The sequence below is a fragment of the Microcoleus sp. SVA1B4 genome, assembly GCF_036700545.1.
In the GTDB taxonomy this organism is placed as follows: Bacteria; Cyanobacteriota; Cyanobacteriia; order Cyanobacteriales; family Microcoleaceae; genus Microcoleus.
The window spans coordinates 1-26,328 of sequence record NZ_JAUBPB010000084.1 but is presented as its reverse complement, the minus strand read 5'-3'; the positions used below and the strand labels follow the sequence as shown (position 1 = coordinate 26,328).

The following is a 26,328-nucleotide window of genomic DNA, read 5'->3' as shown; positions in this document are numbered from 1 at the left end:
GTCCCGCCCGTCCTTTTTGGACGGGCGGGACGCCCATCCCACAATAACAATTAAAATTGTAAGTTATTTAATTCGCGCTCCTAACTTATTTTATGAATTCCTGCAACAGCGATGCCCACTCAGCTTCGCAGAATCGTCAACAATCACGAACGGCGCAAGCGGATTTACGCAGATAAAGAGAGGTAGAGACGTTTATTATTCCATTTTCCCTGAAACATCATTACTCTTTCAGCAATGCTGTGGGTTAATAGTAGCGCCGATTACAAAACTTGCCTGGGGGCGATCGGAATTTCAATAATAAACTCGCTGCCCTCTCCGGGTGCAGAAACGCAAGTCAATTTTCCGCCGTGAGAACTGACAACAATCGAGTGAGAAATAGACAATCCCAAACCAGTTCCCGAACCCACGGGTTTAGTTGTAAAAAATGGGTCGAATATCTTGTGCAGCACCTCAGTGTTCATCCCCGGCCCGCTGTCGGCAATTCTAATTATGACAGAATTCCTGTCTTTCACCTCTGTAGAAATTGTAATCGTAGGCTGTTGATGAGAGTTTTCCGGGCAATCCCTTGCGACGAGGAGAGCATCGATCGCATTTGTGAGAATATTCATAAATACCTGATTCAACTGAGACGCATAACAAGTAATTAGGGGTAGCGTGCTGTAATTTTTAATCACCTCAATTCCCAAACGCCCGCCCTCTTTTCTCAGGCGCGGTTGCAGCAACATCACCGTACTGTCGATGCCTTGATGGATATCTACCGACTTCATTTGCGCTTCGTCGAGGCGCGAGAAATTCCGCAAGCTTAGCACAATATCCCGGATTCTTTCCGCTCCTACTTTCATAGAATCCAGCAGCTTTTGCAAATCCTCGCTCAAAAATTCCAGCTCAATTGTTTCTATTTCTTCGAGAATTTCCTCAGCAGGTTCTGGATAGTGCTGCTGGTAAAGCTCAATCAATTTTAGCAAGTCTTTAACGTATTCGCTAGCCGGATTAAGATTGCCGTAGATAAAACTTACAGGATTATTAATTTCGTGAGCTACACCAGCAACCATTTGCCCCAAACTAGACATCTTTTCCGTTTGGATTAATTGAGCTTGAGTTAGTTTAAGTTCGCGCAAAGTTTGTTCTAAACGCTCGTTCTTTTCATTTAACTCCTGCGTCCGCTCTTGCACTTTCTGTTCAACCGAATTATAAAGTAGAGCATTTTCCAAAGAAATAGCAACTTGGGAAGAAAGCAACCTTAAAACTTCCAATCTGTGGGGAGTAAATGCTCCGACAGTCAAATTGTTTTCTAAATAAAGAATGCCGATCAGTTTGCCTTGATTGATGATTGGAGTACACAAAATAGATTGCAGTTGATGTTTAGCGATGTAAGGATCGGCTGTGAATAGTCCCTCAGCTGCCGCATTGCTCAACACCAAATCCGAGCGAGTTCTTTCCACATAATTAATCACCGTCACAGGTAAATCCTGATAGTCTCCAACAGGCGTAAATTGCAGCACAGCTACATCTTCAGCAAATACTGACGCTTTAGCTGAAATCAACAGTTTACCATCTCTAACTAAAATCAGAAAACCTAATTGAGCCCCCGCATTTTCTAAGGAGATTCTCATCAAAGAAGCCAGCAACTTATCGAGGACAATTTCGCTAGAAATCGCCAAAGATGCTTTCATTACCGTCGCCAAATCCAGCACTCTCGCATCGCTGCCCGTAGAAGTATGAATAGTTGTGGTAGTTTGATTGTTGTTAAAACTGCCGTTGATCGGCGTCATTTCCCGCAACTGCGGATACTTCTGTTCTAAATCTTCTACTTTGCGAACTGCACCCCAGCGCAAGTAGCACGAGTGAGCTTCGCGCAAGTGGATTTTGGCATATTGATACTTGCCTTTACTCAACCAAAACTTAGCTGCTAGTTCATTAGCTAGGGCTTCATTTTGGACAAATTCATTGTCTTGGGCTAAATTTATAGAGAAATCGTACAGTTCTACAGCTTCAGAATCTTTCTTGGAAATTCGGGCTATTTCTGCTTGTACTAAAAGGTACTTGTGCAGAAAATTTTCTGCACAGTTATCTGCCCAAATTTTCATCTGTTTTTGGTTTTCCTCTAACTTTTCCAAGTATTCCTTTTGCTTGTCTTCTGAAACATTTGGGAAAACGGCGGCTAAAGTTAGAGAAAAGAAAAAATTCCATTCAGTAGCGGGTATGGCTCCGGTAATAAAAGATAGCTGTTTTTCTACTTCAAAAGCTAGTTGTAGCGCTTCGTTGAAGTTGCCGTACCAGTACATTACCTGGCATTTGCGAATCTGATAAAGGCAGAGCGAGTACAAATTTTGATGAGCTTGACAGTTGTGTACGTATTCAGCTTCGCTGATATCTTCGCTTTCAAATACAAACTTTTCAGGAGTTAGTTTGCTCAAGTTACGCAGGATTAACTCTACTCCTAATAAGATATCGGTTACGAGCTGATTTTTGGTCTTTTGGCTGAACTGCAAATACCTGCTCGTGTCGGCAAGAATTTGCGAGATTTCTTTACCTTGAAAAAATGAGTTAGCTATGCGGTTGGACAGGATATAACCGGCATACTCTAAATCTCCTGATTCTAAAGCTGCTTGATATCCTTCATTGCTGATTGCGTGGGAATCTTTGATGTGGTTGAACCAGTAATAAAAAATACTGACCAAGGATGAACAGGCTCTGCATTTTAAGCCTATATTGCCAGATTTTTCGCTGAGATTCAGCGAGAGCAAGCCGAATTGATACGCAGCTTTGTAATCTCCCGAAACTGCGTTTAAGAACATACCGTAGCCAGCATAGCAAAGAGAAGCTTCGGGTACTAAACCGTATTGTAGAGAAAGATTGACTCCTTTTAAAACGCTGACTTTCCACAAGTCGGGATTTTTGAGGTACGCCGATGTCAGCAAGTTGGTAATTAATTTGACTGCAACTTTTTTATCGGGTACAGTCATTTCGGGGGCGTCAATTAGGGAAGCTATTTCTCTACCTGCTAAAATATTCGTGGCTGTTGCAAATTCTTCGGATATGACTTTTTGTAGCCCGTCTAGCGGCAAGTCAATTCCGAGCAAGTCCAAAGCTTTGATTCCAGCTTTAACGGCTTCTTCGTACTTTGCCCGCAGGGTGTACTGCACGATCAGCAGGTTGTAAATTTCTACCTTTTCTAAGGGCGATCGCGCTTTTTCCAGAGTTATATTAATAAATTCTTCAGAATTCTCGAAATAACCGTTTAAATACTCAACATTTGCCCGCTCCATGTGCAAGGCAAAAGCTAAATCGTAGTGGGCATCCCAAATATCGGCGCTCAAACCGTCCATGCCTGCGGTTAAATACTGCAAGGCAGCAACATAAGCAGTGGCATCTTTGGCTCTGCGGGCTGCGTCTAAATTCAGCGTTGCCAGTTCAATTAATTCTCGATCTTCTTTAATTAGCGATCGAGCTACATTCAAGTGATCGACTAATTCAAAGATTCTGTCAGCGCGATATTCAGCCGGAGTGTTTTCTAGGATTTGCCTGCCTATTTTCAGGTGAACTGCCTTTTTTTGCGAGTCGTCGATCAGAGCATAAGCTGCTTGCTGTACGCGATCGTGCAAAAATTTATAATTCAGAATTAATAGCGGAAACAGCACGTAATCTAATGACTTGCTTTCCAATTCCGAAGTTGGCAGAATCAGTCCCGACTTAATCGCGGGCAACAGGTGAGAAAAAGTTTCCGAGGCTTCTTTTTCATTAATTAAAGAAAGAGTATTCAAGTCAAATTCGTTGCCCAAACAAGCCACCAAACGCAAAACTTGCTGCGTTGAGCTTGGCAGTTTTCTCAATTTTTGTACCATCAAATCTACTACATTGTCAGTGATAGCGCACTGCTCAATTTGAGTCATATCCCAATGCCAGCCGCCCTTGCTCCCCGACTGTGGCGGATGAAAAACTAGCAAGTTTTCCTGATACAATGTTTGCAGAAATTGATTGACAAAAAAAGGATTACCGTCAGTTTTGCTGATTACCAATTCAGCTAAGGGTTTGACAGATTCTCGATCGCTGTGCAAAGTCTCGGCAATCAAATGAGTTATGTTTTCCACCCCCAGCGGCGACAAAGCAATCTGATTAATGATAGCTTCCTGATTTCGCAGCGTCTCCAAAGTCATCATTAAAGGATGAGTAGGACTAACTTCATTATCCCGATAAGCACCAATTAAAAACAGATATTGCGTAGCTTCATCTGTCATCATCAATTCGATCAGCTTGAGAGTAGCCGAATCAGCCCACTGCAAATCGTCGAGAAAAATGACCAGCGGATGTTCTGGCTGGCAAAATACGCGAATGAAATTTTGAAATACTAAATTAAAGCGGTTCAGAGATTCCGTCGGCCCCAATTCAGCTACAGGAGACTGAGCTCCGACAATTAGTTCAACTTCGGGGATGACATCAATAATAATTTGCCCATTTTGACCGAAGGAATTGCGGAGTTTTTCGCGCCAAACTGCTAATTGAGCTTCGCTTTCAGTTAACAGTTGCCGCACCAATTCCGAAAAAGCGCTGACAACGGCAGAGTAAGGAATAGTCCGCTTGTACTGGTCAAACTTTCCCCAAATAAAATATCCACGTCGGCGGGTAATCGGTTTGTCTAAAATCTTCACCATTGCAGATTTGCCAATGCCGGAATAACCGGCAATCAGCATCATCTCGCTCCGGGATTTATGCTGTCCTCTCGCCAAAACTGACAAGGGAATTTCTTTTTTCGATTTGCTCTCTTTTTTGATGACAGAAATTTGAGAATCGTCGGTGCGGTAGCCTCGATTATTTGTTGCTGCTACCCGTTCAAAGGCCGCTAAAAGAGTTTCAACTTCTCGCTGTCTGCCGTAAAGTTTTTGAGGTATTTGAAATTTGTCTGAAATATCTTGGCTGCCGAGAGGAAAATCGGAAACAAACCCAGATGTTTGCCACTGAAACAGGCAGGATTCCAAATCTGCTTTTAGTCCCCAAGCACTTTGATAGCGCTCCTCAGCGGTTTTTGCTAACAATTTCATCACAATATCTGAAACAGTTTTAGGAATTTCTGCGGCTATTTCAGCGAGAGGTACTGGCTGTTTGGCTATGTGACAGTGAACTAACTCCATGGGATCTGTAGTGGGAAAAGGGAGTTGTCCTGCCAGGATTTCATAGAAGGTCACGCCGAGGGAATAAAAGTCGGTGCGGTAATCGACTACCCGGTTCATTCTGCCGGTTTGTTCGGGCGACATATAGGCTAAAGTGCCTTCTAAAAAATTAGGGTTTTTATTGGGAATATTTTCCAGGTTGGATGCTGTTGAGATGCTGAAATCTATGAGTTTCACTTGTCCTGTAGCAGGATTAAAAACTATATTAGAGGGATTTATATCTTTATGAATTACATTTTTTCCGTGAATTTCTCCCAAAGTTTCAGCAACTTTGATGGCAGTAGTCAGAAATCCTAAAATGGTAAATTTTTGGGAACCCATAAATATTTTTAAAGATTCCCCGCCAAAATCTTCTAAGATCATTGCCAGACTATTTCTAACCTGTTGCAACTTATACACTTTCACAACTCCGTCCAACAGGCTTAAGTTGGCAGTGATCTCATATTCGCGCTTGTATCTATTCAGTTCTTCGGGAGTCGGATAGTCTTCTTTGATAAGTTTGATAATAACAGGTTGGTTGTTCTGCTCGTTGTGGCCGCGGTAAACCAGGGAAGTGCTGCTTTCATAAATGAGAGCGAGAACTGCAACGCCGGGAATTGCCATCATAGTTGGGTTCTCTCAAATTAGGTGTGCTTGGTCAATGTTACAGGACTTACGCGCGGCGGGCTAGAAACCGGGTTTCTTCGTTGCTAGTCGTTGACAAACCCAAGATTTTTTCGTGTAAATCGGGTTTCTTTTCGTAAATCCTATGTTATTTTTCATTATCGCTCAAGAGCTATCTTTTGGGATGTGTGGGAAAGCAGGCCTTGACAGCAAAGAGCTACTGCTGACAAAAGCACGCTGGGGCTTTCGTCACCTCAGCATTTAGGTAAACAAAATCACAAATACAGGATTTGTGCAAGGATTTACTCTAATGCTCGATCGCCATATTGACAACTAAATCATCTCAGATTCCAAGCAATCGCTTGACTTTCGTGGAGCTTCACCACATCTCGTGAAAATACGCAAGTGCTGAAAGATTTATTTTTTCCGGCGATCGGGCACGAATTTGGGGTGCTTCAAAAAAACCGGGCAGTGCAAATCTTAACTATAATTCGCTACCGAGGCGCGGAGGGAGTTAAGTGTTGCTTCGGAATCTGCAATTTCCTTCAGTTCTATCTATTTTGATCGCTCGACTAACAATATTAACTGACCGAAAGCATCCAGGATACAAGCCCCCTGATTCATTCCTTCCCAGACTCAGAACCCAGAAATAAAAAACCTGTATCCGATAAACAAACCCCCGAATTTATCCGTGGGGTCAATTCTAAAATCTAAAATCTAAAATCTAAAATCTAAAATCGATTGACCGTTTGACCAGGGTAAATTTGACAAAAAATGCAGAATTATTGCACCTTGTCTGGTGCGCGGCAGCGAACCCTACATTAATCAAATTTGCCTAACTCTTAAGAAAAGTTGAGGAAAGATTAAGAATTATTGCCATAAAACCCAGGTAAAGTTGTTTGAATTGCGAGTCAAATCCCAAGCAGGCAAAGCGTTTGAGCATTTCCTAAATCTGTAAATTCTCAGAAAATTAGTATTTCTCAAGGATTCAACCGGTGAGAAAATCAGAAACAACCTTAAAATTTAGCAGTAATCGCCCGATCGGGCAATTCTCAACCAGCATCAGGAAAAATACCTATGAAATTGGCTTATTGGATGTACGCAGGCCCAGCCCACATCGGCACTCTGCGCGTTGCGACTTCCTTCAAAAACGTCCATGCGATCATGCACGCACCCATAGGAGACGACTATTTCAACGTCATGCGTTCCATGCTGGAGAGGGAACGGGATTTCACCCCGGTAACTACCAGCGTCGTTGACAGACACGTACTGGCGCGGGGTTCGCAGGAACGGGTGGTGGACAACATCACCCGCAAAGACAGAGAAGAGCACCCAGATTTAATCGTGCTCACCCCGACTTGCACCTCCAGCATTCTGCAAGAAGACTTGGAAAACTTCGTGGAACGAGCTCAATTGGATGCTAAAGGCGATGTATTGCTGGCGGATGTTAACCATTATCGGGTAAACGAACTGCAAGCTGCCGATCGCACTTTGGATCAAATCGTCCAATTTTACATTAACAAAGCCCGCAAAAAAGGCGATTTAGTAGAAGCCAAAAGCGAAAAACCATCTGTCAACATTATCGGTATGTCTACCCTGGGTTTCCACAACCAGCACGACTGCACTGAGTTGAAGCGTTTGATGGCAGATTTGGGCATTGAAGTCAACGAAGTTATTCCCGAAGGTGCTTCGGTTCACAACTTGAAAAGACTGCCGCGCGCTTGGTTTAACTTGGTTCCTTATCGGGAATTGGGGATGATGGCTGGGGAGTATTTGCAAAAAGAATTCGGTACGCCGATGGTGGATATTACGCCGATGGGTGTGGTAGAAACTGCGCGCTGTATCCGCAAGATTCAGCAAGTTTTGAATGCTCAAGGTGCGGATGTTGATTACGAAAATTTTATTGACCAACAAACTCGATTTGTGTCGCAGGCTGCTTGGTTTTCGCGATCGATCGACTGCCAAAACTTAACCGGCAAAAAAGCCGTCGTATTTGGCGATAATACGCACGCTGCGGCGATGACGAAGATTTTGGCTCGCGAGATGGGAATCCACGTTGTGTGGGCTGGAACCTACTGCAAACACGACGCTGATTGGTTCCGGGAACAGGTAAGCGAGTATTGTGATGAAGTGCTGGTGACGGATGATCACGGGGCGATCGGGGATGCGATCGCCAAAGCGGAACCTTCGGCAATTTTCGGCACACAAATGGAACGCCACGTAGGTAAGCGGTTGGATATTCCCTGCGGCGTAATTGCTGCACCGATTCACGTCCAAAATTTCCCGATCGGCTACAAGCCATTTTTGGGTTATGAAGGCACGAATCAGTGCGTAGATTTGGTCTACAATTCCTTTACTTTGGGAATGGAAGACCACTTGCTGGAAATCTTCGGCGGCCACGATACCAAGGAAGTGATTACGAAGGGAATTTCGGCTGATTCTGATATGGGTTGGACGAAGGATGGACAGGCTGAGTTGAATAAAATCCCTGGTTTTGTGCGGGGTAAGGTGAAGCGGAATACTGAGAAGTTTGCGCGCGATCGGGGGATTGATAAGATTACCGTTGAGGTGCTTTACGCAGCGAAGGAATCTGTCGGGGCGTAGGTTATTGGTGGGGTGGGCATTTGCCCACCTTTCTGCTAATCTATTGAATCCCAATCTTAGTAAACTTAAAATCTTTCCAACCAGTTTTCCAAAGCTAAGTCTATCAAAATTTCTAATTGTGTAGATTGGTTTGTTACAGTTGCCGGGTTTATAAACTTTTCAAAATTTTGAAAGTTATAAAAAGTTGACACCCCTCTTTTACCTTGAGGGATATAGCCTGCTAAGATAACATTCTGCAACTCATCAGCAAGGACTTGCATTCTGCCTAGAGGTTGCCTGTAACTTACTGATTGTTTATCAGGGATGGGTAGATACAAGTAAATTCCCGGATAATTTGATGAATTAGCCCGATTCATTTTTGATGAACTGCTATGACGAATTTCAGCACAAATTTTACTTTGACCGCGACCATACTTAACAACACCACTAGCAGTGATTTCCTGAATTTTCTCATGGAAACAAAGAATCTGTTCTCTAATTTTAAGAACTTTTTCCTGATGATCAGAAGTGCATTCTGCCATAATATTAGACAATGCTTTGGGTGGTTCCGGTAAATTTGCTGCTATATCCCAAACATCTTCTTTACTGTGTTGAAACTCTGCACTAAAAACTTTACCTGTATCTATATTATTAAAATTTATAAAAAGTTTATTTTCCTCTTGAATTACCTCAAATTTCAATAACTCAAAAGATAGTTGGCTGTACTTTATATCTATTAAGTTTTGTTTGTGAAAACTAGGTGCAATCGCGATCAACCTAATAGGTTTGATATAATCAATTTCCCGATCGTATGGTTGAAACTGAATCAAATTACTATAATAACGAGTTAATTGCTGAATAAGACTTCTATCTGCCTCATTTTTTAGCTCTTGCACTACTAACTGTTTATTTTCATCTATTGCCAAAATATCGCAAACTTCTCCGTTAACTGTATGTTGACGGTTCAAAGGTGTTAGTCCAAACAAACAATCCAAGTTATCATATACAAAATCTTCCAAAGCTTTTTCACTTCCAAATCCCCATTTGTTTCCTGATTTTTTCAGTATAGTGTTAATAGCAGGAGTTCTAATAGACTTTCCGTGTAAGGACCGCTGCCTAGATTTAATTCTCAACTGTTGTTCGCGACGCTTAGCTTTTTCTAGCAAATCCTCGGCTTGCATTATTCTTTGAAATGGCTTAGTCATATTAAGTTGATGGATGTAATAAATATAAACTTCAACATATCACATTAGAGGAATTCCGTCAATCAATACTTTCTAGTTTTCATCATCAACGCTTGCGTTTTCAAACCAAATGCGATCGCCCTCACTCCTCATTTTGACTATCTTCTTGCTCAACTTGCTCAAAATTCACTTTCTTATAAATAGCAGATAGAGGAACTTCTAACTGGAAGGAATTAAACACTAAAGCCGTATCTTCCTCATCATACTCGCTATACAACCATCTTTTATTCTCGGTTTTAGAATACTGCTCGATTTTGATTTTTGTTTGGTCAATCAGAATGTATTCTCGAAAAGAAGGAATAGTTTTGTAAAATGTAAACTTGTCAACTCGATCGTAGTTTTTAGTAGACTTTGATAAAACTTCCACAATAACTTGAGGGTTGGTAATCGTGTCAGTGCGATTGTTGCGGTACTCAGGTAGCCCAAAAATTACCATTACATCGGGATAAGTGTACAGTCGCACTTTTGGTATCCACAGACGCACGTCACCGATGAAGACATCATACTCTTGTTCTGGAAGAGCGAAATTTAAAGCAATGTAAACGTTTCCTGCAATCCGATTATGATTCGTAGATCCGCCTGTCATAGGAATAATTTCCCCGTCGAGATATTCGCTTTTGTACTCTGCTGTTTCTTCCAGTGCTAAATATTGCTCTTCTGTGCAGTAACGTTGCTCGGTTGTTTGCAAAGTGCTTGTCATCTTGATGTTCTCCCAAAATGATGTTGAACAAATATTTCTTTTGAGTACGCGCGTGCGAAGCTATCCCCTTCGCGAAGCGTTCCCGCAGGGTAGGGAATCGCTCACTTAAATGATAACCCGCATTTCCAAAAAAGCGATCGCCCTTATTCCTCCCCGCTTTCTTCTGGCTCATTTTCCGCCTCAAAATCCACCTTTTCATAGACATCTGCCAGCGGCACTTCAACTTGAAAGAAATTAAAAACTAGCGCCGCATCCTCCTCATCGTACTGACTATACGACCACCGCTTGTTTGCCAGCTTACAATACTGTTCTACATAAACCTGAGATTGATCGATCAGAATATACTCTTGAAATGTCGGCAGCGTTTGATAAAACTTAAACTTATCACTGCGATCGTAAGCTTTCGTAGATTTCGATAAAACTTCCACAATCACTTGAGGATTCATCACCGTATCCTGGCGATTATTGAAATACTCAGGTGTCCCCGGAATTACCATCACATCGGGATAAGTATAAGTTCGCTTTTTCGGCAGCCACAGACGCACGTCGCCCATGAAAACATCATAGTCAAGTCCCTTAAGAGCAAGACGTAATGCAATGCTCATATTCAGGGCAATGCGATTGTGATTTGTAGTTCCACCTGTCATTGGAATAATTACTCCGTCGCGATATTCACTTTTATACTCTGCTGCTTCTTCCAGGGCTAGATATTCTTCGGGAGTGAAGTAGCGCTGTGCTGTTGGCTGTTCTGTTACTTGTAGAATAGCTGTCACGGTGTTTTTCCCAACTCAATTGATATCTTGCGTCCAGTTTAACACTGCCCGAAAGTAGGCGCGGGTAAGATGCCCAACCCCTACTCCCCACAACAAAAACCATTCTTTGTGGAACAGGCATCTTGCCTGTTTTTGATAAGATTCCAACATCTACGATCGCCCTCTTTCAACTAAGGGCGATCGCACTTCAATAACTCGCAACCAAAATTAATCGATCGGATCGAAAACTAAGGTCAAGTTAGCAGCAGGAAGCAGTTGTTTGAGAACTCGCAAATGACCCTCTGCATCTGACCAACTGCGAAACCGACCGACAACGACCCTTTGTAGATTTGGAAGCAAACGAACAACGATCCACGGTCTGAGACGTTTCTCATACGGCATAATAGGTGTATCTCCTTGTTAATTGGAGCCATAGCCAGTCCTGAGCCCTCGGAAAGCATCGGACTGGCTTTTGACTGAGCCTTGATGGGATTAGACGAATTGTAACATAATAAGCCCAAATATGTGTCAGCAGATTTTTAAGAATAGGGTAACAACACGATCGGGAGCGTAAGCTTGTACCATTAAGAGCGTTGGCAAACAAACAAACATTTACATTGAGCAAGCGCGTTCACGTTACCTTTCCTGATTACGTATATGAAGCTTTGGATCGATGGGCTGACAAACAAGGCAGATCCACGGCTAACCTGATAGCCTTTCTCGTGGAAACGGCTTTATTGGAAGCCCAACAAAGGGGAGAAGTACCCTCTGGGCCTGAAGATCCCAAAAGCGACACGTAAATAGTTCCCTCGTGGGTTACGGGAGCGTGTCGCCCGATCGCACTTATCGAAATTGATGAAAACTAGCATCAGCGCCCGCAGTTGGCGCCCAATATTTAAAATAATTCTCTGCTTTGTCCTCGCGATGCCTGTTAGTGCATAAGTCCTATCAGCAATCGAAAGTGCCAGTTATTTAATTGTCCGTCGGCTAGTCAGTTGCAGAGAAACTCACAAAAAAATATCATTCTCAGTAACCAGCTTTCGACTATACATTCAATCCTATTGTGGGGCGGGCTTCTAGCCTGCCCCTAAAAGCTTATAACAAAGGTAAACGCATTCTCCAACAACGAGTGATTCGCTCCCTTTAGTATTTCAATGCGATCGCTCTTTCAAGCCCCGACTTTTTCAAAAAGCCGGGGATCTAACAGAATATCAGGCTTTTCTGCTGAGGCAGACGAAAGTTTGTCTAACTTAACCTCGAACTCAAATGACCAAGAATTTCAAAGGTGGTACCCGCCAGGTGATTTAAGCTGTTTTACATTTAAACTGTGTGTCAAAAATCCATAAAACTATTGTGGGACGGGCTTCTAGCCTGTCCCGAATTTTCAATTTAAATGCGTAACAGCTTATCCGTGGAATCAATCCAAAATCTCAAATCTAAAATCCTCAAGCCCCCGAATTTATCTCGCGCAAGTCAATCCAAAATCTAAAATCTAAAATCTAAAATCGAATGACCGGCGCTTCGCCACATTTGAGTTTGAGGTTAACACGTTTCAACCGCCGAATAATCTCAAAATAAAAAAACCCTCCCCAACAAGGAGAAGGGAGGGTGAAAAGACAGTGAGAAATTTAAGTTTTTGCAGAATTAACAATAAGGAGTCACATCTTCGCCGCACTCGTCAGCCAAATAACACAAAGCTCGAAAGCGCAGCCCAACCACTTGCTCGTAAAGCGGATTTAACTTGCACAGTGGGGGAATGGATAATAAAGTGCGATCGCCAATTTTGACTTCTCGCTCAAACGGACACTGGCTGGGAATATACTTACACAGAAACCGTGCCAACTTTTGACTTTTAATTGCAGTGTTATCAAGCCATTGTTTTAGCGGATGCAAGGGGTCAAAGTGTGGCTTTTGACCGTAAGGCTGAGAATTTGTAGCGACATTAACGGCGGTTTCTTGTTTGCCAAATCCTACCCAATGTGGCAGAGTTCGGTAGGAGACTGTATGATCAAATACGTTCATTTTGCTCTCTTCCTCTTTTATAACGAGGTGCCAAGAACTCTCTGTAGAGCTTGTGCGATATTATCTACAATCAGTATCTACAGCATCTCGTTTTGCTTTACCGGATTGAACTTCTTAAATTAATGACTTAGGGCGAGAAAAGTTGTTCCTGATTTTTTTAAAAGGCGGTGTGCGCTCTAAAAAGTGTCCTCATTTCAAGCCCAACAATTGATTGAGAGGGTAAAAATTCTGTCTTCTACGTTTTAGCTTCAACCTTGGGTTGAGTCTCCTTTTGTAGTTCAATTACAATTCTGACGCATCGAGGTGAATTATCCTATACGTGAAAATGCGGAATTTTTAATAAAAGTTATTATATTTTTAAATAAGCTCTGCTGCAAACAACCCTGAAACCTCGCCCCAACTATCTTTGCTCGCGATCGCTCAGAAACTTCTACAATGAGAAATAATCGGTATCACCGCCCTCACCACCCATGAGTAACCCAGAAACCAAAGCTATCACCCGCGAATTGCAAAGCCACGCCGCCATTCTCGGTGGCTTCGTCTCCCTCCTCTGGATTATCGAAATTGTCGATGTATTCCTATTCGGAGGCAGGCTGAATGCTTACGGAGTCCGCCCCCGCAACCTCGACGGACTTCAAGGCATCCTGTTGATGCCTTTTCTGCACGGCAGTTTTGCTCACTTAGCCACCAATACCCTCCCTTTTGTGACATTGGGTTGGTTGATCATGCTGCGAGAAATTAGCGACTTTTTTATCGTGAGTGCCGTCACTGTGCTAGTCAGCGGATTCGGAGTTTGGCTGACTGGCGCGCCCTATTCCGTTCACATTGGTGCCAGCGGATTAATCTTTGGTTACTTCGGCTTTTTGCTGCTGCGGGGCTATTTTGAACGCAGCTTTACCTCTATTTTGTTATCTTTAATTGTCGGTTTCTTCTACGGCAGTTTAATTTGGGGAGTTTTGCCATCGCAGCCGGGAGTTTCCTGGCAAGGGCATTTCTTTGGCTTTGTCGGCGGGGTATTAACAGCTCAACTTTTGGGGCGGCAGAAACGGAAAATTAGCTAGGATTAGGACTTATGGTGCATGGTATCATCACCTTAGTTTATTGCCCCGAACTTATCTGAAAGCGTAGGTTTTTTGTCAATAAACCTGGTTTCTTGTGTAACAATTGCCTCCCGGAAAGCAAGACTAACTGCTGACCAATAATTCAACGCGGGCCGGCAAGCACACAGTAAAAACCGAACCGCAACCTAACTCGCTTTCAACCTGCATATCGCCACCCATCATCACGCAAAAGTGACGGCTAATAGTCAATCCCAAACCCGTGCCGCCATACTTGCGCGTAGTTGATGCGTCGCCCTGCATAAATGCTTGAAATAAATGCTGCAATTGTTCGGGGGGAATCCCAATGCCCGTATCAGCTACGCGAAAAATTATTGAGTCGGAAGGTTCTGCTATTTCTTGAGTGGTTAAGCTGTCATGTTTAACTCTTTCAATACAGAGGGTAATAGTGCCATGTTCCGTAAATTTGGCTGCATTGCTCAGCAGGTTGAGCAATATTTGACGAGTTTTGGTAATGTCAGCATACATCATTCCCAAGTCGTCAGCAACATCAACTTCAAACTTATTATAATTTTTATCTACCAACGGTTTGACAGTAGAAACTACCTCGTCAATTAAATTAACCGGGTTGAAAGTTTCTAAGTAAAGTTCCATCCGCCCCGCTTCAATCTTAGAAATATCTAGAATGTCGCTAATTAAAGATAGCAAGTGTTTACCGGCAGTTTGAATTTTTTGCAAGTCGGGGATAAAATCTTCGCAGCCTAAATCCTCGGCGTCTTCTGTGAGCATATCGCTGTAACCAATAATCGCGTTGAGGGGAGTTCGCAATTCGTGGCTCATATTAGCTAAAAAGGCGCTTTTGGCTTGGTTTGCAGCTTGAGCGGTTTGAGCGACTTTTTGGAATTCTTCTGCTAATTTTCGCTGGGTAATATCTTCAGCAATACCGACGATGCGGTAAATTTCTCCGGTTTGGCTGCGGACTGGAAAAGCCCGATCGCGCACCCAGCAAACTGAACCGTCCGAGCGCACTACCCGATACTCCTCATCATAATCGCCCCGCCCCTGTTTCGCAAAAGCAGCCTTGACGCGATCGAGATCCTCCCGGTGAATAGCATCCCAAAAAGCCTCCGGTTCTGACTGCAAACTCTGACAGCTCAAATTCCATATTTTCTCGCAAGCAGGGCTCACATAAACTAGCTGCTTTTGATTGGGTTCTCTAATCCAAAATACCTCATGAATATTTTCTGCCAACTGGCGAAACCGCTCCTCGCTGGCCCGCAACTTCTCCACAGCACTGTGAAATTCAGTCACATCCTGAATCAGCGATGCCACCCCGATAATGCTGCCATCAGCATCAACCAAAGTCGTATTGTACCACTCGCACAGAATAATTTTTCCGTCTTTTCTGATGTTCTCGTTAATACTACTAATTCCTCCTTTATTAGTGAGCAAAGTTATAGATAGTTGCCTGACATACTCCTTAGCATTTTCAGGAACTATGAGATCGACTCCGTGGCATCCCATAGCTTCCAAGCGGTTGTATCCAAAAATTCTTTCCGCTGACAAATTCCATTCCGCTACTTCAAAGTTTAGATTCCATTCAATCGCTCCCAAAGGAGTTTGGTGAAGATGGAGAGCCAGTTTTTGCTGCGATTTTTTCAGAGAAATAATTAATTGATTTTTGTCGGCGATCGCAGATTCCACCCGATCTTCGAGAGTAGTAAACGACTCTTCCAATTGAGCGGCCATCATATTAAAAGAGCGAGCCAGGACACCCACCTCATCCTCTCGCTCTACAGACGCCATCAAGCGGGAATCTACCGCCATCCCGTCCCATTCTCCCCGGGACAAAGCCTCCGCAGCCTTGCTCAGACGCCGAATCGGTACAACAATCCACCTAGAAGTCAGAGCGCCAATCGCCGTTGCCAGCACCAAAGCACCCAGACACATCACCACAGTATACCGAGTGTTGGCATTAATCCTTTCCATAAAATCGGCTTCAGGAACCGTCACCACAATCAACCAGTCGAGGCCCCTGCTGTCTAAAAGCGGCGTCACCTGTAGAAATTGCCGTTGACCGTCGATCGTAAAATCTAACTGGCGAGATCTGTCAATTTTGTGCAAATCCCCGAAGCGTTCTGTTAAATAGCGGGCTGTCGATCGAATGAGAACATTCTTGCTGCTCGTTGCCACAATCCGTTTCGCAACACCATTGCTAACAATAAATGGCGGTTCCAGAGTAGAATTTGCCACCAATTGCCCCGACCTTTCTACAATAAAAGTCTGTCCTGATTTGCCAATTTTTAGACTTTCTAAGAATTGATTGAGCTTGGAAAGTGCCAAGTCAGAACCCAGGATGCCAATCAGTTTACCATCATCGCCATAAACTGGTACAGCCGCCGTAATCGCTAGTTTGGGAGCGTCAAAATAATTATATATTTTACTCCAAGTCGGTTTGCCTGCGCGCACCGGAGCTATGTACCAAGGTCGGACGCGGGGGTCGTAGTTGAGAGTAGTTTTTAATAGCTTGGTTGGTTCCCCGAACTCGGACGGCGCGTAGGTGTGAAAGTTATAGCCAGTAGATTGATTAGAAATCTGAATTTGCAACTTGCCGTCGTCGAGGCGTTCCACTCCAATAAAATCTTTTTCTTCGGATGCGAATTGAATGTAGCTAATTTTATCAAAAATTTTGATTTGTTTGTAGAAGTAGCGTTGCAAACTATCACTATCCTGCACGTTCACAATGCCAAGACGGATGGCATCGAGATTGAGCTGATTGATTTGGTGTGGCGTTTCAATATAACTGTTAATATGTTGCTGGATACGCGATGTGACTTCTGTCCGCAGTTGGGCGGCAACATCGTTGACGGCTATGCGCCCGTTCCGCAACGACAGCCACCCCGTCAACCCTACAGCAGCGAAAGTCTGGAGTGCAAAAGGCACAACAAGGACGATGCGAATTGGCACTTTGCGCGACATTTTTAAAATCGGGTCTGTCAGATATTTGATTGGCATGGTAAAGCAGAATTATTATGAACCCACAACATTCCGGTCATTCGATTTTAGATTTTAGATTAAAGAATTGACTTGCACGAGATAAATCGGGGGGCTTGAGGATTTTAGATTTTGGATTTTGGATTGATTCCACGTATAAATCACGTGGCGGGTACCACCTTTGAAATTATTGGTCAAGTACAACTTGATGAGCGCAGGTTTTGAAGTTGAGATGGTTTTAGTAGGCGAAGTGCTGTTAATAACTCGGAATCTGCCCCTGGCAACTGAATTTTTAACGACTGCCACCGCCATCTTAGCGCGATCGTCCGCTTTGGGAGCATTGGCGATCGCACCGGGTTTTTTTAGCCTTTTGGCGGTCTGCAACGAACTATTTTCGTGAAAAACAACCGATGGATCGCCGCCCGTGCGTCAAGCACTAACTATTTTTCCACTCATGAGGCGCGCTAATCAAACCAATAGAGTTTTTGGTTGACTCATGTCTGAAATGACGTATTTTGGCGTTTAAACCCCCTTGCTGCGTCAGTTATATTTGACCGATAGCGCGATCGAAAGTTATAAGTTTTGACAGTAAATTTAATTGATATCTCCACAAGCAGCTACTTTTGATAGAGTACAACTTAATTGCGACTGGGTAAAATAAGGATAGTAGGATGCAACTAGCGGAGGCATGGATGATGAACGCAGTTATTGCTACTCTTGGCACTGCTCTCGGACTGAGCTCAATTTTTATCGGTTTGACCCCGGCGGTTCTCGCCCAACAAAGACTGCAACCAGCGCCCCAATATTCGGAAACGACTTTATCTGGGGACTCGTTGAGGACTGTGGAGGACAGAACCTTAGATTCGGACTACCAAAACTTGATTGGTGAACCAGAAACGGCGGCTAATTCTTCTAGAAGGGAAAGAAGCTTGGGCGACACATTTCGCCTCAAAATCGAGGGCCCATTAGAATTTATTACTACTCCTTCGGACGCCCAGCGTCAAGGAAATCCTTTACCTCCCAAACAAACCGACAGCGGTACAGAAGCGGGAGTTCAGATTCAGCTAGGACTTTAGCAATTTTAAATGAATTCATTTGAAGCAAACGAGCGTTCGCGGAACCCCATATTTGATTCTCGGAGTTATTGTGACTGCGATCGCTTTTTTATCTGAGTTTTATCACCAGTTTTGTGCGGTTTCCATCACACAAGGTTCTCTATTGTGAACCTAAAATTAGACCAATTAAACTTCCGATACAGACTGATTAGCTACATATCTTTACAAAATCGCATAAAACTGGCGGTGAAGGTGATGAGAAAGGCTCAACTGATCGATTATTTGCGGGGAGAGTTGGCGATATCGAATTCGGCGATCGCCGTTGCTCTCCGACACGGTGAACAAGATGCCAGCGAACTGCCAATGGTTCTGTGGCAGTACGGGTTAGTGACACTGGAACAGTTAAACCTGATTTTTGATTGGTTGGAAGCTCAGCCGACTTAGAAATTTAAAATCCTGATTTAAAAAAAATGGATATGGGATTGCAATTTTTTAACAAATAAAGCTTGCACAAACGGTCGTCGAAAAGTATAGGGTTGAGTGTTTAGGTTGAGGGTGGGTCTTATTTTGTCCCAATTATAAAAATCCAAATATTACAGTAGGGACACAGCAGTGCTGTGTCCTCATTTTTGTTGCCGCCTAAAATAAACTGTTTTCAATCTGTCGAAGAGGCGATCGCCCTCGGCATCAAACAGACGGCATAAAACAAACCCCAGCAACTTTTAGGATGCCGGGGCTTGTCTTATTTAAGTTGGTGGCGGGAAGTGGATTTGAACCACTGACCTTCGGGTTATGAGCCCGACGAGCTACCAGGCTGCTCTATCCCGCGTCGCTTTGTCTCTCTTTCGTGGTTTCCAAAAACAAAACCCTGAAACCTTAAAGATTACAGGGTTCGCTTGAATTTGGTGGCGGGAAGTGGATTTGAACCACTGACCTTCGGGTTATGAGCCCGACGAGCTACCAGGCTGCTCTATCCCGCGTCGCTTTTTGTCTCTTTACTAATATAAACATATCTTTCTGAAAATTGCAACCCCTCCATCAAAAAAACTTTTTAGATTGTGGGAGGGGTTGCTGAAATCGGCGATCGAGTCTCGATCGCCCTAAAGCATCGAAACTTCCCCGATTACCTCCAAGCGCTTGAACTCACTGAGAGTCAGGTAAGTCTCCGCCAGAGTTTCGGCGATCGTCGGAGTAATCCACCCCAACTGCTTGAGCAAGTGAATCGCCACAGCAAATTGAGCACGCTTTCCTCCATCCGTCACCTTAATTGCCAAGCCCATGCCTTCGCCAACGCGGCCAATGCACTGCACCCCTTCGGCGCCGGACTTGCTCACCAATTCCCCTTGAGTCAAACGCATCAGTTCCGTGTCAAATTTGCCCTCACCCGCAACCATCATCGGGTGATGAGTCATAGCGCGGACAATCCGCTCCATATCCACATTGTTGCCGGAGGCTAACTGAGCGTACAAAGACGCCATTTGCCCCAACTGCAACAGATAGGTAGGAGCGCCGCAGTCGTCGCGAGCGCTGATAAACTCTTCGGCAGGCATGGCCAGCAAGTCAGCCACTTTGCCCAAAATAAGCTGCTGGACGGGATGTTTGCGCCGTAAATAAGTGTCCAGAGGCCAGTGCAGTTGCTGGCAGACAGCCAGCATTCCGGCGTGTTTGCCGGAGCAGTTGTATTGCAGGGCGCTCTTTTTGCCTTCGGGAATGGGGCATTGAAGTTTAGAGGGGTCAATGTCGCAGCGCCACAGGACGTTAAATACCTGGCGCGATTGCTCGATCGTACCTTGATGAGAACTGCAAATAATCGCTAAATCTCGATCGGTCAATTCGTAGCGTTCTAAAGTGCCAGTCCCCGTCACCGCCAAAGCTTGAAAAGGCTTGAGTGAAGAACGGACAAATGAGGCCGTTTCCGAGTTACCAGCAACAGACAGAACGCGCCCGCGGTTGTCGCAGACAGCGGCCTGGGCGCGGTGCCTCGATTCCACAATACCTTCGCGCAGCAGTGTGACTTCCAGTTCGGGAGCTTGGGTTCGTTTTCCCCTTGTCATATCAATTTTAGATTTTAGATTTTAGATTTTAGATTGGGGCCGGTGGAAGTTATGAGTTGCGAGCTGCCAGTTAAGAGTTATAAAGTTAATCTTTCGGCGATCGTTTCTCACTCATGCACGGGAGTGTGCCGGCGTTGGCTGTGCGCGGCAATCTCAAAACTCAAAACTCCCGAACCGAACCGATTACAAACAACTCCAAGTTAGTCCCCCGGCAACCAGCAATACTGTCAAACCATAAAATGTCTGCCGCAGACGCCTGAGAATTGGTTCTAGTTGGTAGTTAACAATCAACTGATCTTGAAGCAAAACTTCGGGAGTTTTAGGCCAAGATTGACAATCGTACCAACCAGACTCTTCGTAGACGACCGTGGGATTTGAAAGGCGCGATCGCACGTAGAACCAACCCAAGTAGAGTCGCAGCAAAGCTAATCCTAGAATAAAACCGGCACCTGCGGCACCGCTGAGGACAAACTGAGCTGGATACTTGCTTGGAGCAAAGCTAGAAGCAGCTATCGGCACCGATACCAAGCAACTCCAAGCCCACACCCAAGCTAGTTTTGCCAGGTATCCGGGCCAATTGAGTGTTACCCAGCTAAAAAACCAGGATTCTTTAAGTTCTTGGTATTCATTGATCGGTCGCTGTTCTTGCGGAACGGGACAAATAGAAGCAGAAACGTTTTTCACATTAGCCATCCTCACGGCGTGGGGGAAAAGTCAATGCGTTCGGCGTGTCCCCAGAACGCTTCTAAATTGTAGAACTCCCGCTCTTGAGGCTTCAAAATGTGAATGATCGCGTCGCCGTAGTCCATGACGACCCAGCTAGCGTCTGATATGCCTTGTGTACGCAGTGGCAAGCGTTGCCACTCTTCTTCCACTTGGTCTGCTATTGCTTGGGAGATGGCTCGTACCTGCACGTTGGAAAATCCGGTGATGATCGCAAAGTAGTCTGCCAAGTAGCATACTTCTGCCACCCGGAGCAATACAATATCTACTGCTTTGCGGTCATCGGCTGCTTGGGCAACGGTCATGATCAGGCCACGAGCTTCGTCTGAGGAGGTGCCGTCCGTTGCTGTAGACTGGGCCCTGGAGTATTCGAGTTGAGTTATATCTGACATTAAGTGTTTAATTTCCTAATTGATACGGTAAGGGGGAATCGGTGCGTTTTCGCGATCGGTTGTTGACAGTTTGAGACGGGAAATAGGAGTTAGGTTGAAGCCAAAAGTAAGGACAGGATTGCTGATAAATTTTACTTTCAACTTGTGATTTGTTCGATCGACTTCTGGGTCGAATTTCCTGTTTCCGGCGGTTCGCGGGCCATTTGCAGCGCCCAATTCCGCGTAAGTACGGTGCGGGGGTGGATGTAGCAGCGAGTTTCTAGCAAATATTTAAGAGAATAATCGCTAGTTTGCCACACGGCTGCATAAAGATTTTGCCAGCTTGCCTCGCGCAGTGCTTCTAGTTGGGCTGTGTTGCCGCGGCTCGGCTCTATGGTATCTGCTATGAATACGGTACAACTGAGCTGGCTCATGTTTGGTCTGCCGAGGGTGTGATTGGCGATTGCGTCCAAAATTTCTCGATCGACCACCCCGAATTCGTCTCTGGCGACGATCGCGCTGGCGTCTGCGTGCAGCAAATGCGGGTGTGCTTCCAACACTGAGTCTAACTCTAAACCTTCCTTCTGGGCCATTTGCAGCAGCAGTTGAGGTCTGAAGTATTTTGCCAAATCGTGCAACAAACCCGCCGATCGGGCTTTTGCTTCGTCGAGGCCGTAATGGCGAGCCAAGTCACCTGCTACCTGTTCGACTCCGAGGATGTGTTTGATGCGGGCAGCAGGAACGCGCTCAGAGAGCCAAGCTAGGACGATTTCGCGCGCGGGTGCAAGTGTCAAATATTAACTCCGAAATTGTATGAGCTACTATTTTAGCGTGTTGTTTCGATCGGCTGCGGTATCTGGCACGCAGGCAGGGCGGTTTCATTTTCACGAAAATCGCGATTTTGACTCTTGTAGTGCCAAGAATTCCTACCCCCCACAGACGATGATTCACAAGCCTTGGCGACATGGGGGCAGCCACTCTTTGCTGCTCCTACAAGAGAATGAAACAGCCCTGCCCTCTTCTTTCAATTTCGCGGCAGAGTATAATAGAACAAAATCTTTCAAACCTTAGCTGGGTCTATGGTTAAGCCTCGCCAAGCTGATTCAACCTTGAAATTGATGGATGAGTATTGTCACTAACCTGTGGAGCATTTAAACCAGTAACGAGGCTTGTAGGGTGCATCAGGAGTGAACACTTACGCGCTTATGCGGAAAACACTTCTGTAATGACGCACCCTACTATCGTCTTTTAAATGCCGAACAGCTTATTACAGAAATCTGTTTTCAGAAGTCAGAAGCATTCAAAGCTTTTACACACATTCATGCTAGTGTAATTTCTGATATTAAACGTAAGACACTACCAGCCATTGCAGAGATAAAGGGGCTAGAAAATGCTCAATGGCTGCATCACTTTGGTTGGCTCGATTAATAGCGTTAATTGATTTTTCTTCTAATCCCTTATTTTACTTGATGAAGAAGAGTAAAATATTATTTTATTCTGCTGAGTGACAGAAGAGGGGTAATACTTTCATCAGTTATTGAAGAAGCAATCCTTATTCTAGCCACTGCTGGTAATACAAATATACGGTAGACTAGGGAAGTAAATACGCAGGGTAAGTCGGCTCAATATCACACATTTTTTAGTTGAGATAAAATCCATCCAAAAATTTTATTTTCGTCTAGTTCCGAAGTATACTTTGCTTTTGAATGGGCAATATTTGATGTAGAATGGGTTATTCAAGCATTTCCGATGAGCGAGTTCGTTAGGTTGCTAGAAGAGGGCATGAGGGCTACCATTGAGTATTTTAACCTCAAAACTATCAAAGAGAAACAACCAAGTTGAAAACCTTTCCACGCTTGGGCTTAAACTGAACTACCTCAAAAAATAGCTGTTTGGGGCGATCGCCTCCTGTGAGCTTCACGACTGCTAGACGCGATCGCCATCAACATCTCAAATGAGTTATATAAACATACTTATGGATAATTTTCGCTCCAGTGGAGACAAGTTCTAAACAATTAATAATATGGCTTCAGTATCGAAGGAGCTGCCAGCGTTCGTACAGAACGCCCACTGACAAGTCCAGCAACATTAGAGGGCATTGAGAATTTACCAAGTTTGCTGAGTAAACTAGAGATATAGTAACCCCGAATTTATTGAGGAGTGGAAAATGGAGACAATTACTGACCTGCCGGGGTATCGGATAACAGAACAACTCTATGCAGGATCTCGCACTCTAGTCTATCGAGGTATTCGGGAGGGCGATCGCACTCCAGTCGTCATCAAACTGCTGCGAAACGAATACCCCAGCTTCAGCGAACTGGTGCAATTCCGCAACCAATATACCATCGCCAAAAATCTACGTCTGCCTGGAGTGGTTGAACCCCTCGATTTAGCACCTTACAAAAACGCCTATGCTTTAATCATGGAAGACTTTGGAGGAGTTTCCCTGTCTACTTATCTCCCAGCAGCAAGTGATAAAAACCAACCCGATACATCTCTATCTTTAGAAAATTTTCTCAACCTAGCCAGGGAACTAGCAAATATTCTCCACTCTCTATACCAAAACCGAGTTATTCATAAAGATATTAAACCTGCCAATATTCTGATTAACCCCCATAGCCAACAAATTAAACTCATTGACTTCAGTATTTCTTCCCTGCTGCCGAGAGAAACCCAAGAAATCCAGAATCCCAACACCCTCGAAGGAACCTTAGCTTATCTCTCCCCAGAAAAAACAGGAAGAATGAATCGAGGCATTGACTATCGGAGTGACTTTTATTCCCTGGGTGTGACCTTCTATGAATTGTTGACAACACAGTTACCCTTCGAGTCTGACGACCCAATGGAGTTAGTGCATTGTCATCTCGCCAAAGAGCCGATTCCGGTACATCAAATCAAACCTGAAGTCCCCCTAATTTTATCCCAAATTGTTAGTAAACTGATGGCAAAGAATGCGGAAAATCGCTATCAGAGTGCATTAGGATTGAAACACGATTTAGAAATTTGTCTAGCTCAATTACAAAACACGGGTAACATTGAGACGTTTGCATTGGGAACGCGGGATATTACAGACCATTTCCTCATCCCCGAAAAACTCTACGGGAGAGAAACAGAAGTTGAAACCTTATTAGCAGCCTTTGAGCGAGTCAGCAGGGGCAGCACCGAAATGATGCTAGTATCCGGTTACTCAGGCATTGGAAAATCCGCCTTAGTACAAGAAGTTTATAAACCAATTACTAAAGCCAGAGGTTATTTTATTGCCGGAAAATTCGACCAATTTCAACGAAATATCCCTTACGCCGCCGTTGTCAAAGCCTTTCAATCATTAGTCAAGCAACTCTTAACAGAAAACGAAAATCAACTCAATACCTGGAAACAAAAAATATTAGCTGCCCTTGGCGCTAATAGTCAAATCATTGTCGATGTCATTCCCGAAGTAGAACTAATCATTGGCCCACAGCCCGCCGTACAAGAATTAAGCGCCACCGAAGCACAAAACCGCTTTAATTTAGTATTTCAAAAATTCATCCGCGTCTTTTGTTCAGTTGACTATCCCTTAGTCATCTTTCTCGACGACTTACAATGGGCTGATGCCGCCACATTGAAACTGCTACAAGTAATGATAGCAGATGAGCAAACCAACTATCTATTTCTAATTGGTGCTTATCGAGACAACGAAGTCAACCCATCTCATCCTTTAATGATGACTTTGGACGAGCTGCAAAATCAAGGTGCAAGAATCGAGCGAATTACCTTGGCTCCCTTACAGCTTCACCAGATAGTTAACTTAATTACTGATACCGTGCGAAAAGACCAAAAATCAGCGCTTCCCCTCGCCGACTTAGTAATCAGTAAAACTCAAGGCAATCCTTTTTTTGTCAATCAGTTTCTCAAAACTCTCTATCAAGAAAATCTGCTGAAATTCAATTTTCAAGAAAGAAACTGGGATTGGAATATTTCAGAAATTGAATCAGTAGGCATTACTGATAACGTCATTGAATTGATGCTGGGCAAATTGAAAAGACTGCCCCCATCAACTCAGCAAGTTTTGCGTTTAGCTGCCTGCGTGGGCAATAGTTTTGACTTAAACACTCTGGCAATTATTAATGAAAAATCTTGGGTAGCCACCTTTCAAGAACTATTGCCAGCCATTCAAGAAGGATTAATCTTAACTACTTCTGAGCTAGGTGCTACCGAATCAGAAATAATTAACTCAGACTTGGTAATTACTACTTATAAATTTTTGCACGACCGCGTACAGCAGTCAGGTTACGCATTGATTGACTCAAAACTGCAAACAGCAATTCACCTACAAATTGGTCGTCTCTTACTAGCAAATATCTCTGGCGAGCGACGCGCCGAAAGAATTTTTGAAATTGCCGACCATTTGAATTCGGGTCGGAATTTAATCATTGATGATACCGAGAAAACTGAACTGGCTATTTTAAATTTAACCGCCGCTCGCAAAGCCAAAGATGCCACGGCTTATGCTGCTGCCAGAGACTACTTAAAATTCGGTCGAGAAATTTTACCGGGCGATATTTGGCAAGACTCCTACGAACTAGCTTTTACCTTTCATAAGGAGCTGGCAGAGGCCGAATATTTAAACGGCAATTTTGAAGAATCAGAAGCTTTAATAGAAGTGGCATTTGCCCAGGCCAAATCTGAGCTAGAACAAGCCGAAATTTACAACATTTTGATCGTGCAGTACACTCTGCTGAGTAAATATGAAGCAGCCGTTCAATCGGGATTAAAAGCGCTTCACTTGCTGGGCATAGACTTGGCTGAAGATAATTTAAGTGAGGCGATTAATGCGGAAATGGCGACAGCTACAGCCTACTTAGCCAACCAAGAAATTGCTTCATTAATTCATGCCGAAAAGATGAAAGACCAGGCTCAACAAATGGCTATGAAATTATTGGGCAACATGGGCCCACTAACGTTCTTTTCATCTCAAGAACTGTGGAAGTTGACTGTGATTAAAGCGATTAATCTTTCTCT

18 protein-coding genes and 2 tRNA genes are annotated in these 26,328 nt (G+C 44.0%); 7 read left to right on the top strand and 13 right to left on the bottom strand.

The window, feature by feature from the left end; all coding sequences use genetic code 11:
- Positions 1-260: 260 nt before the first annotated feature.
- The gene (locus tag QT987_RS26455) at positions 261-5,774 is read right to left on the bottom strand and encodes an AAA family ATPase (RefSeq protein ID WP_333246141.1); all 5,514 of its coding nucleotides are present in this window, start codon (positions 5,772-5,774) and stop codon (positions 261-263) included.
- 1,074 nt (positions 5,775-6,848) lie between these two features.
- Here QT987_RS26455 and bchB point away from each other — a divergent pair.
- On the top strand, positions 6,849-8,375 hold the full coding sequence (gene bchB, locus QT987_RS26450) for a ferredoxin:protochlorophyllide reductase (ATP-dependent) subunit B (RefSeq protein WP_190659189.1): 1,527 nt from the start codon (positions 6,849-6,851) through the stop codon (positions 8,373-8,375).
- 65 nt (positions 8,376-8,440) lie between these two features.
- Here bchB and QT987_RS26445 read toward each other — a convergent pair whose 3' ends face one another.
- The 4 genes from QT987_RS26445 to QT987_RS26430 form a co-directional block, all read right to left on the bottom strand.
- Complete coding sequence (locus tag QT987_RS26445; protein ID WP_333246139.1) at positions 8,441-9,559, bottom strand: endonuclease NucS domain-containing protein; 1,119 nt, start codon at positions 9,557-9,559, stop codon at positions 8,441-8,443.
- Positions 9,560-9,680: 121 nt separating this feature from the next.
- A complete protein-coding gene (locus tag QT987_RS26440; protein ID WP_333246137.1) occupies positions 9,681-10,298 on the bottom strand; it encodes a Uma2 family endonuclease in 618 nt (205 codons plus the stop codon).
- Positions 10,299-10,441: 143 nt separating this feature from the next.
- Complete coding sequence (locus tag QT987_RS26435; RefSeq protein ID WP_333246135.1) at positions 10,442-11,071, bottom strand: Uma2 family endonuclease; 630 nt, start codon at positions 11,069-11,071, stop codon at positions 10,442-10,444.
- A gap of 207 nt (positions 11,072-11,278) precedes the next feature.
- Positions 11,279-11,452: a hypothetical protein gene (locus tag QT987_RS26430; RefSeq protein ID WP_333246133.1), complete on the bottom strand. Its 174-nt coding sequence runs from the start codon at positions 11,450-11,452 to the stop codon at positions 11,279-11,281.
- A gap of 191 nt (positions 11,453-11,643) precedes the next feature.
- Here QT987_RS26430 and QT987_RS26425 point away from each other — a divergent pair, with 191 nt between their 5' ends.
- The gene (locus QT987_RS26425; protein ID WP_333108327.1) at positions 11,644-11,850 is read left to right on the top strand and encodes a ribbon-helix-helix domain-containing protein; all 207 of its coding nucleotides are present in this window, start codon (positions 11,644-11,646) and stop codon (positions 11,848-11,850) included.
- Between the two features lie 844 nt (positions 11,851-12,694).
- On the opposite strand, the gene QT987_RS26420 is transcribed toward QT987_RS26425, so the two are convergent.
- Positions 12,695-13,072 carry a Mo-dependent nitrogenase C-terminal domain-containing protein gene (locus tag QT987_RS26420; RefSeq protein ID WP_333246131.1) on the bottom strand — a complete coding sequence of 126 codons (378 nt, stop codon included), beginning with the start codon at positions 13,070-13,072 and terminating at the stop codon, positions 12,695-12,697.
- A 470-nt stretch (positions 13,073-13,542) separates the two neighbouring features.
- Between QT987_RS26420 and QT987_RS26415 the strand changes: the two genes are divergently transcribed.
- Positions 13,543-14,133 (top strand): rhomboid family intramembrane serine protease, encoded by a 591-nt coding sequence (locus QT987_RS26415; protein ID WP_333246129.1) that lies wholly within the window; start codon positions 13,543-13,545, stop codon positions 14,131-14,133.
- Positions 14,134-14,256: 123 nt separating this feature from the next.
- On the opposite strand, the gene QT987_RS26410 is transcribed toward QT987_RS26415, so the two are convergent.
- Positions 14,257-17,145, bottom strand: a complete 2,889-nt coding sequence (locus QT987_RS26410) for a PAS domain S-box protein (RefSeq protein ID WP_333246127.1) — start codon at positions 17,143-17,145, stop codon at positions 14,257-14,259.
- A gap of 187 nt (positions 17,146-17,332) precedes the next feature.
- Here QT987_RS26410 and QT987_RS26405 point away from each other — a divergent pair, with 187 nt between their 5' ends.
- The 3 genes from QT987_RS26405 to QT987_RS26395 all read left to right on the top strand — a co-directional run bounded on the left by QT987_RS26405 (position 17,333) and on the right by QT987_RS26395 (position 18,623).
- Entirely contained in the window at positions 17,333-17,524 is a 192-nt protein-coding gene (locus tag QT987_RS26405) for a hypothetical protein (RefSeq protein ID WP_333246125.1), read from the top strand.
- Between the two features lie 271 nt (positions 17,525-17,795).
- Positions 17,796-18,200 carry a hypothetical protein gene (locus QT987_RS26400; RefSeq protein WP_333246123.1) on the top strand — a complete coding sequence of 135 codons (405 nt, stop codon included), beginning with the start codon at positions 17,796-17,798 and terminating at the stop codon, positions 18,198-18,200.
- Positions 18,201-18,434: 234 nt separating this feature from the next.
- The gene (locus QT987_RS26395) at positions 18,435-18,623 is read left to right on the top strand and encodes a DUF2949 domain-containing protein (RefSeq protein ID WP_015178546.1); all 189 of its coding nucleotides are present in this window, start codon (positions 18,435-18,437) and stop codon (positions 18,621-18,623) included.
- A 308-nt stretch (positions 18,624-18,931) separates the two neighbouring features.
- Here QT987_RS26395 and QT987_RS26390 read toward each other — a convergent pair.
- From QT987_RS26390 to yqeK, 6 genes are all read right to left on the bottom strand, one after another.
- Positions 18,932-19,008: transfer RNA gene (locus QT987_RS26390), tRNA-Met, on the bottom strand.
- Between the two features lie 74 nt (positions 19,009-19,082).
- A tRNA-Met gene (locus QT987_RS26385) sits at positions 19,083-19,159 on the bottom strand.
- Between the two features lie 120 nt (positions 19,160-19,279).
- Complete coding sequence (locus tag QT987_RS26380) at positions 19,280-20,233, bottom strand: asparaginase (RefSeq protein WP_333144243.1); 954 nt, start codon at positions 20,231-20,233, stop codon at positions 19,280-19,282.
- A 183-nt stretch (positions 20,234-20,416) separates the two neighbouring features.
- Positions 20,417-20,926 (bottom strand): CGLD27 family protein, encoded by a 510-nt coding sequence (locus QT987_RS26375; RefSeq protein WP_333246119.1) that lies wholly within the window; start codon positions 20,924-20,926, stop codon positions 20,417-20,419.
- 2 nt (positions 20,927-20,928) lie between these two features.
- Positions 20,929-21,348: a ribosome silencing factor gene (gene rsfS / locus QT987_RS26370; RefSeq protein ID WP_333246117.1), complete on the bottom strand. Its 420-nt coding sequence runs from the start codon at positions 21,346-21,348 to the stop codon at positions 20,929-20,931.
- A gap of 137 nt (positions 21,349-21,485) precedes the next feature.
- Complete coding sequence (yqeK, locus tag QT987_RS26365) at positions 21,486-22,121, bottom strand: bis(5'-nucleosyl)-tetraphosphatase (symmetrical) YqeK (protein ID WP_333246115.1); 636 nt, start codon at positions 22,119-22,121, stop codon at positions 21,486-21,488.
- A gap of 1,373 nt (positions 22,122-23,494) precedes the next feature.
- Between yqeK and QT987_RS26355 the strand changes: the two genes are divergently transcribed.
- A partial coding sequence (locus QT987_RS26355; protein WP_333246113.1) for a serine/threonine-protein kinase PknK occupies positions 23,495-26,328 on the top strand: 2,834 nt, incomplete at its 3' end.

Excerpts from the sequence above, each read along its gene's own strand:
- QT987_RS26455 (WP_333246141.1), bottom strand. The coding sequence starts at position 5,774 with ATGATGGCAATTCCCGGCGTTGCAGTTCTCGCTCTCATTTATGAAAGC.
- bchB (WP_190659189.1), top strand. The coding sequence starts at position 6,849 with ATGAAATTGGCTTATTGGATGTACGCAGGCCCAGCCCACATCGGCACT.
- QT987_RS26445 (WP_333246139.1), bottom strand. The coding sequence starts at position 9,559 with ATGACTAAGCCATTTCAAAGAATAATGCAAGCCGAGGATTTGCTAGAA.
- QT987_RS26440 (WP_333246137.1), bottom strand. The coding sequence starts at position 10,298 with ATGACAAGCACTTTGCAAACAACCGAGCAACGTTACTGCACAGAAGAG.
- QT987_RS26430 (WP_333246133.1), bottom strand. The coding sequence starts at position 11,452 with ATGCCGTATGAGAAACGTCTCAGACCGTGGATCGTTGTTCGTTTGCTT.
- QT987_RS26420 (WP_333246131.1), bottom strand. The coding sequence starts at position 13,072 with ATGAACGTATTTGATCATACAGTCTCCTACCGAACTCTGCCACATTGG.
- QT987_RS26415 (WP_333246129.1), top strand. The coding sequence starts at position 13,543 with ATGAGTAACCCAGAAACCAAAGCTATCACCCGCGAATTGCAAAGCCAC.
- QT987_RS26410 (WP_333246127.1), bottom strand. The coding sequence starts at position 17,145 with ATGCCAATCAAATATCTGACAGACCCGATTTTAAAAATGTCGCGCAAA.
- QT987_RS26405 (WP_333246125.1), top strand. The coding sequence starts at position 17,333 with ATGAGCGCAGGTTTTGAAGTTGAGATGGTTTTAGTAGGCGAAGTGCTG.
- QT987_RS26400 (WP_333246123.1), top strand. The coding sequence starts at position 17,796 with ATGCAACTAGCGGAGGCATGGATGATGAACGCAGTTATTGCTACTCTT.
- QT987_RS26395 (WP_015178546.1), top strand. The coding sequence starts at position 18,435 with ATGAGAAAGGCTCAACTGATCGATTATTTGCGGGGAGAGTTGGCGATA.
- QT987_RS26380 (WP_333144243.1), bottom strand. The coding sequence starts at position 20,233 with ATGACAAGGGGAAAACGAACCCAAGCTCCCGAACTGGAAGTCACACTG.
- QT987_RS26375 (WP_333246119.1), bottom strand. The coding sequence starts at position 20,926 with ATGGCTAATGTGAAAAACGTTTCTGCTTCTATTTGTCCCGTTCCGCAA.
- rsfS (WP_333246117.1), bottom strand. The coding sequence starts at position 21,348 with ATGTCAGATATAACTCAACTCGAATACTCCAGGGCCCAGTCTACAGCA.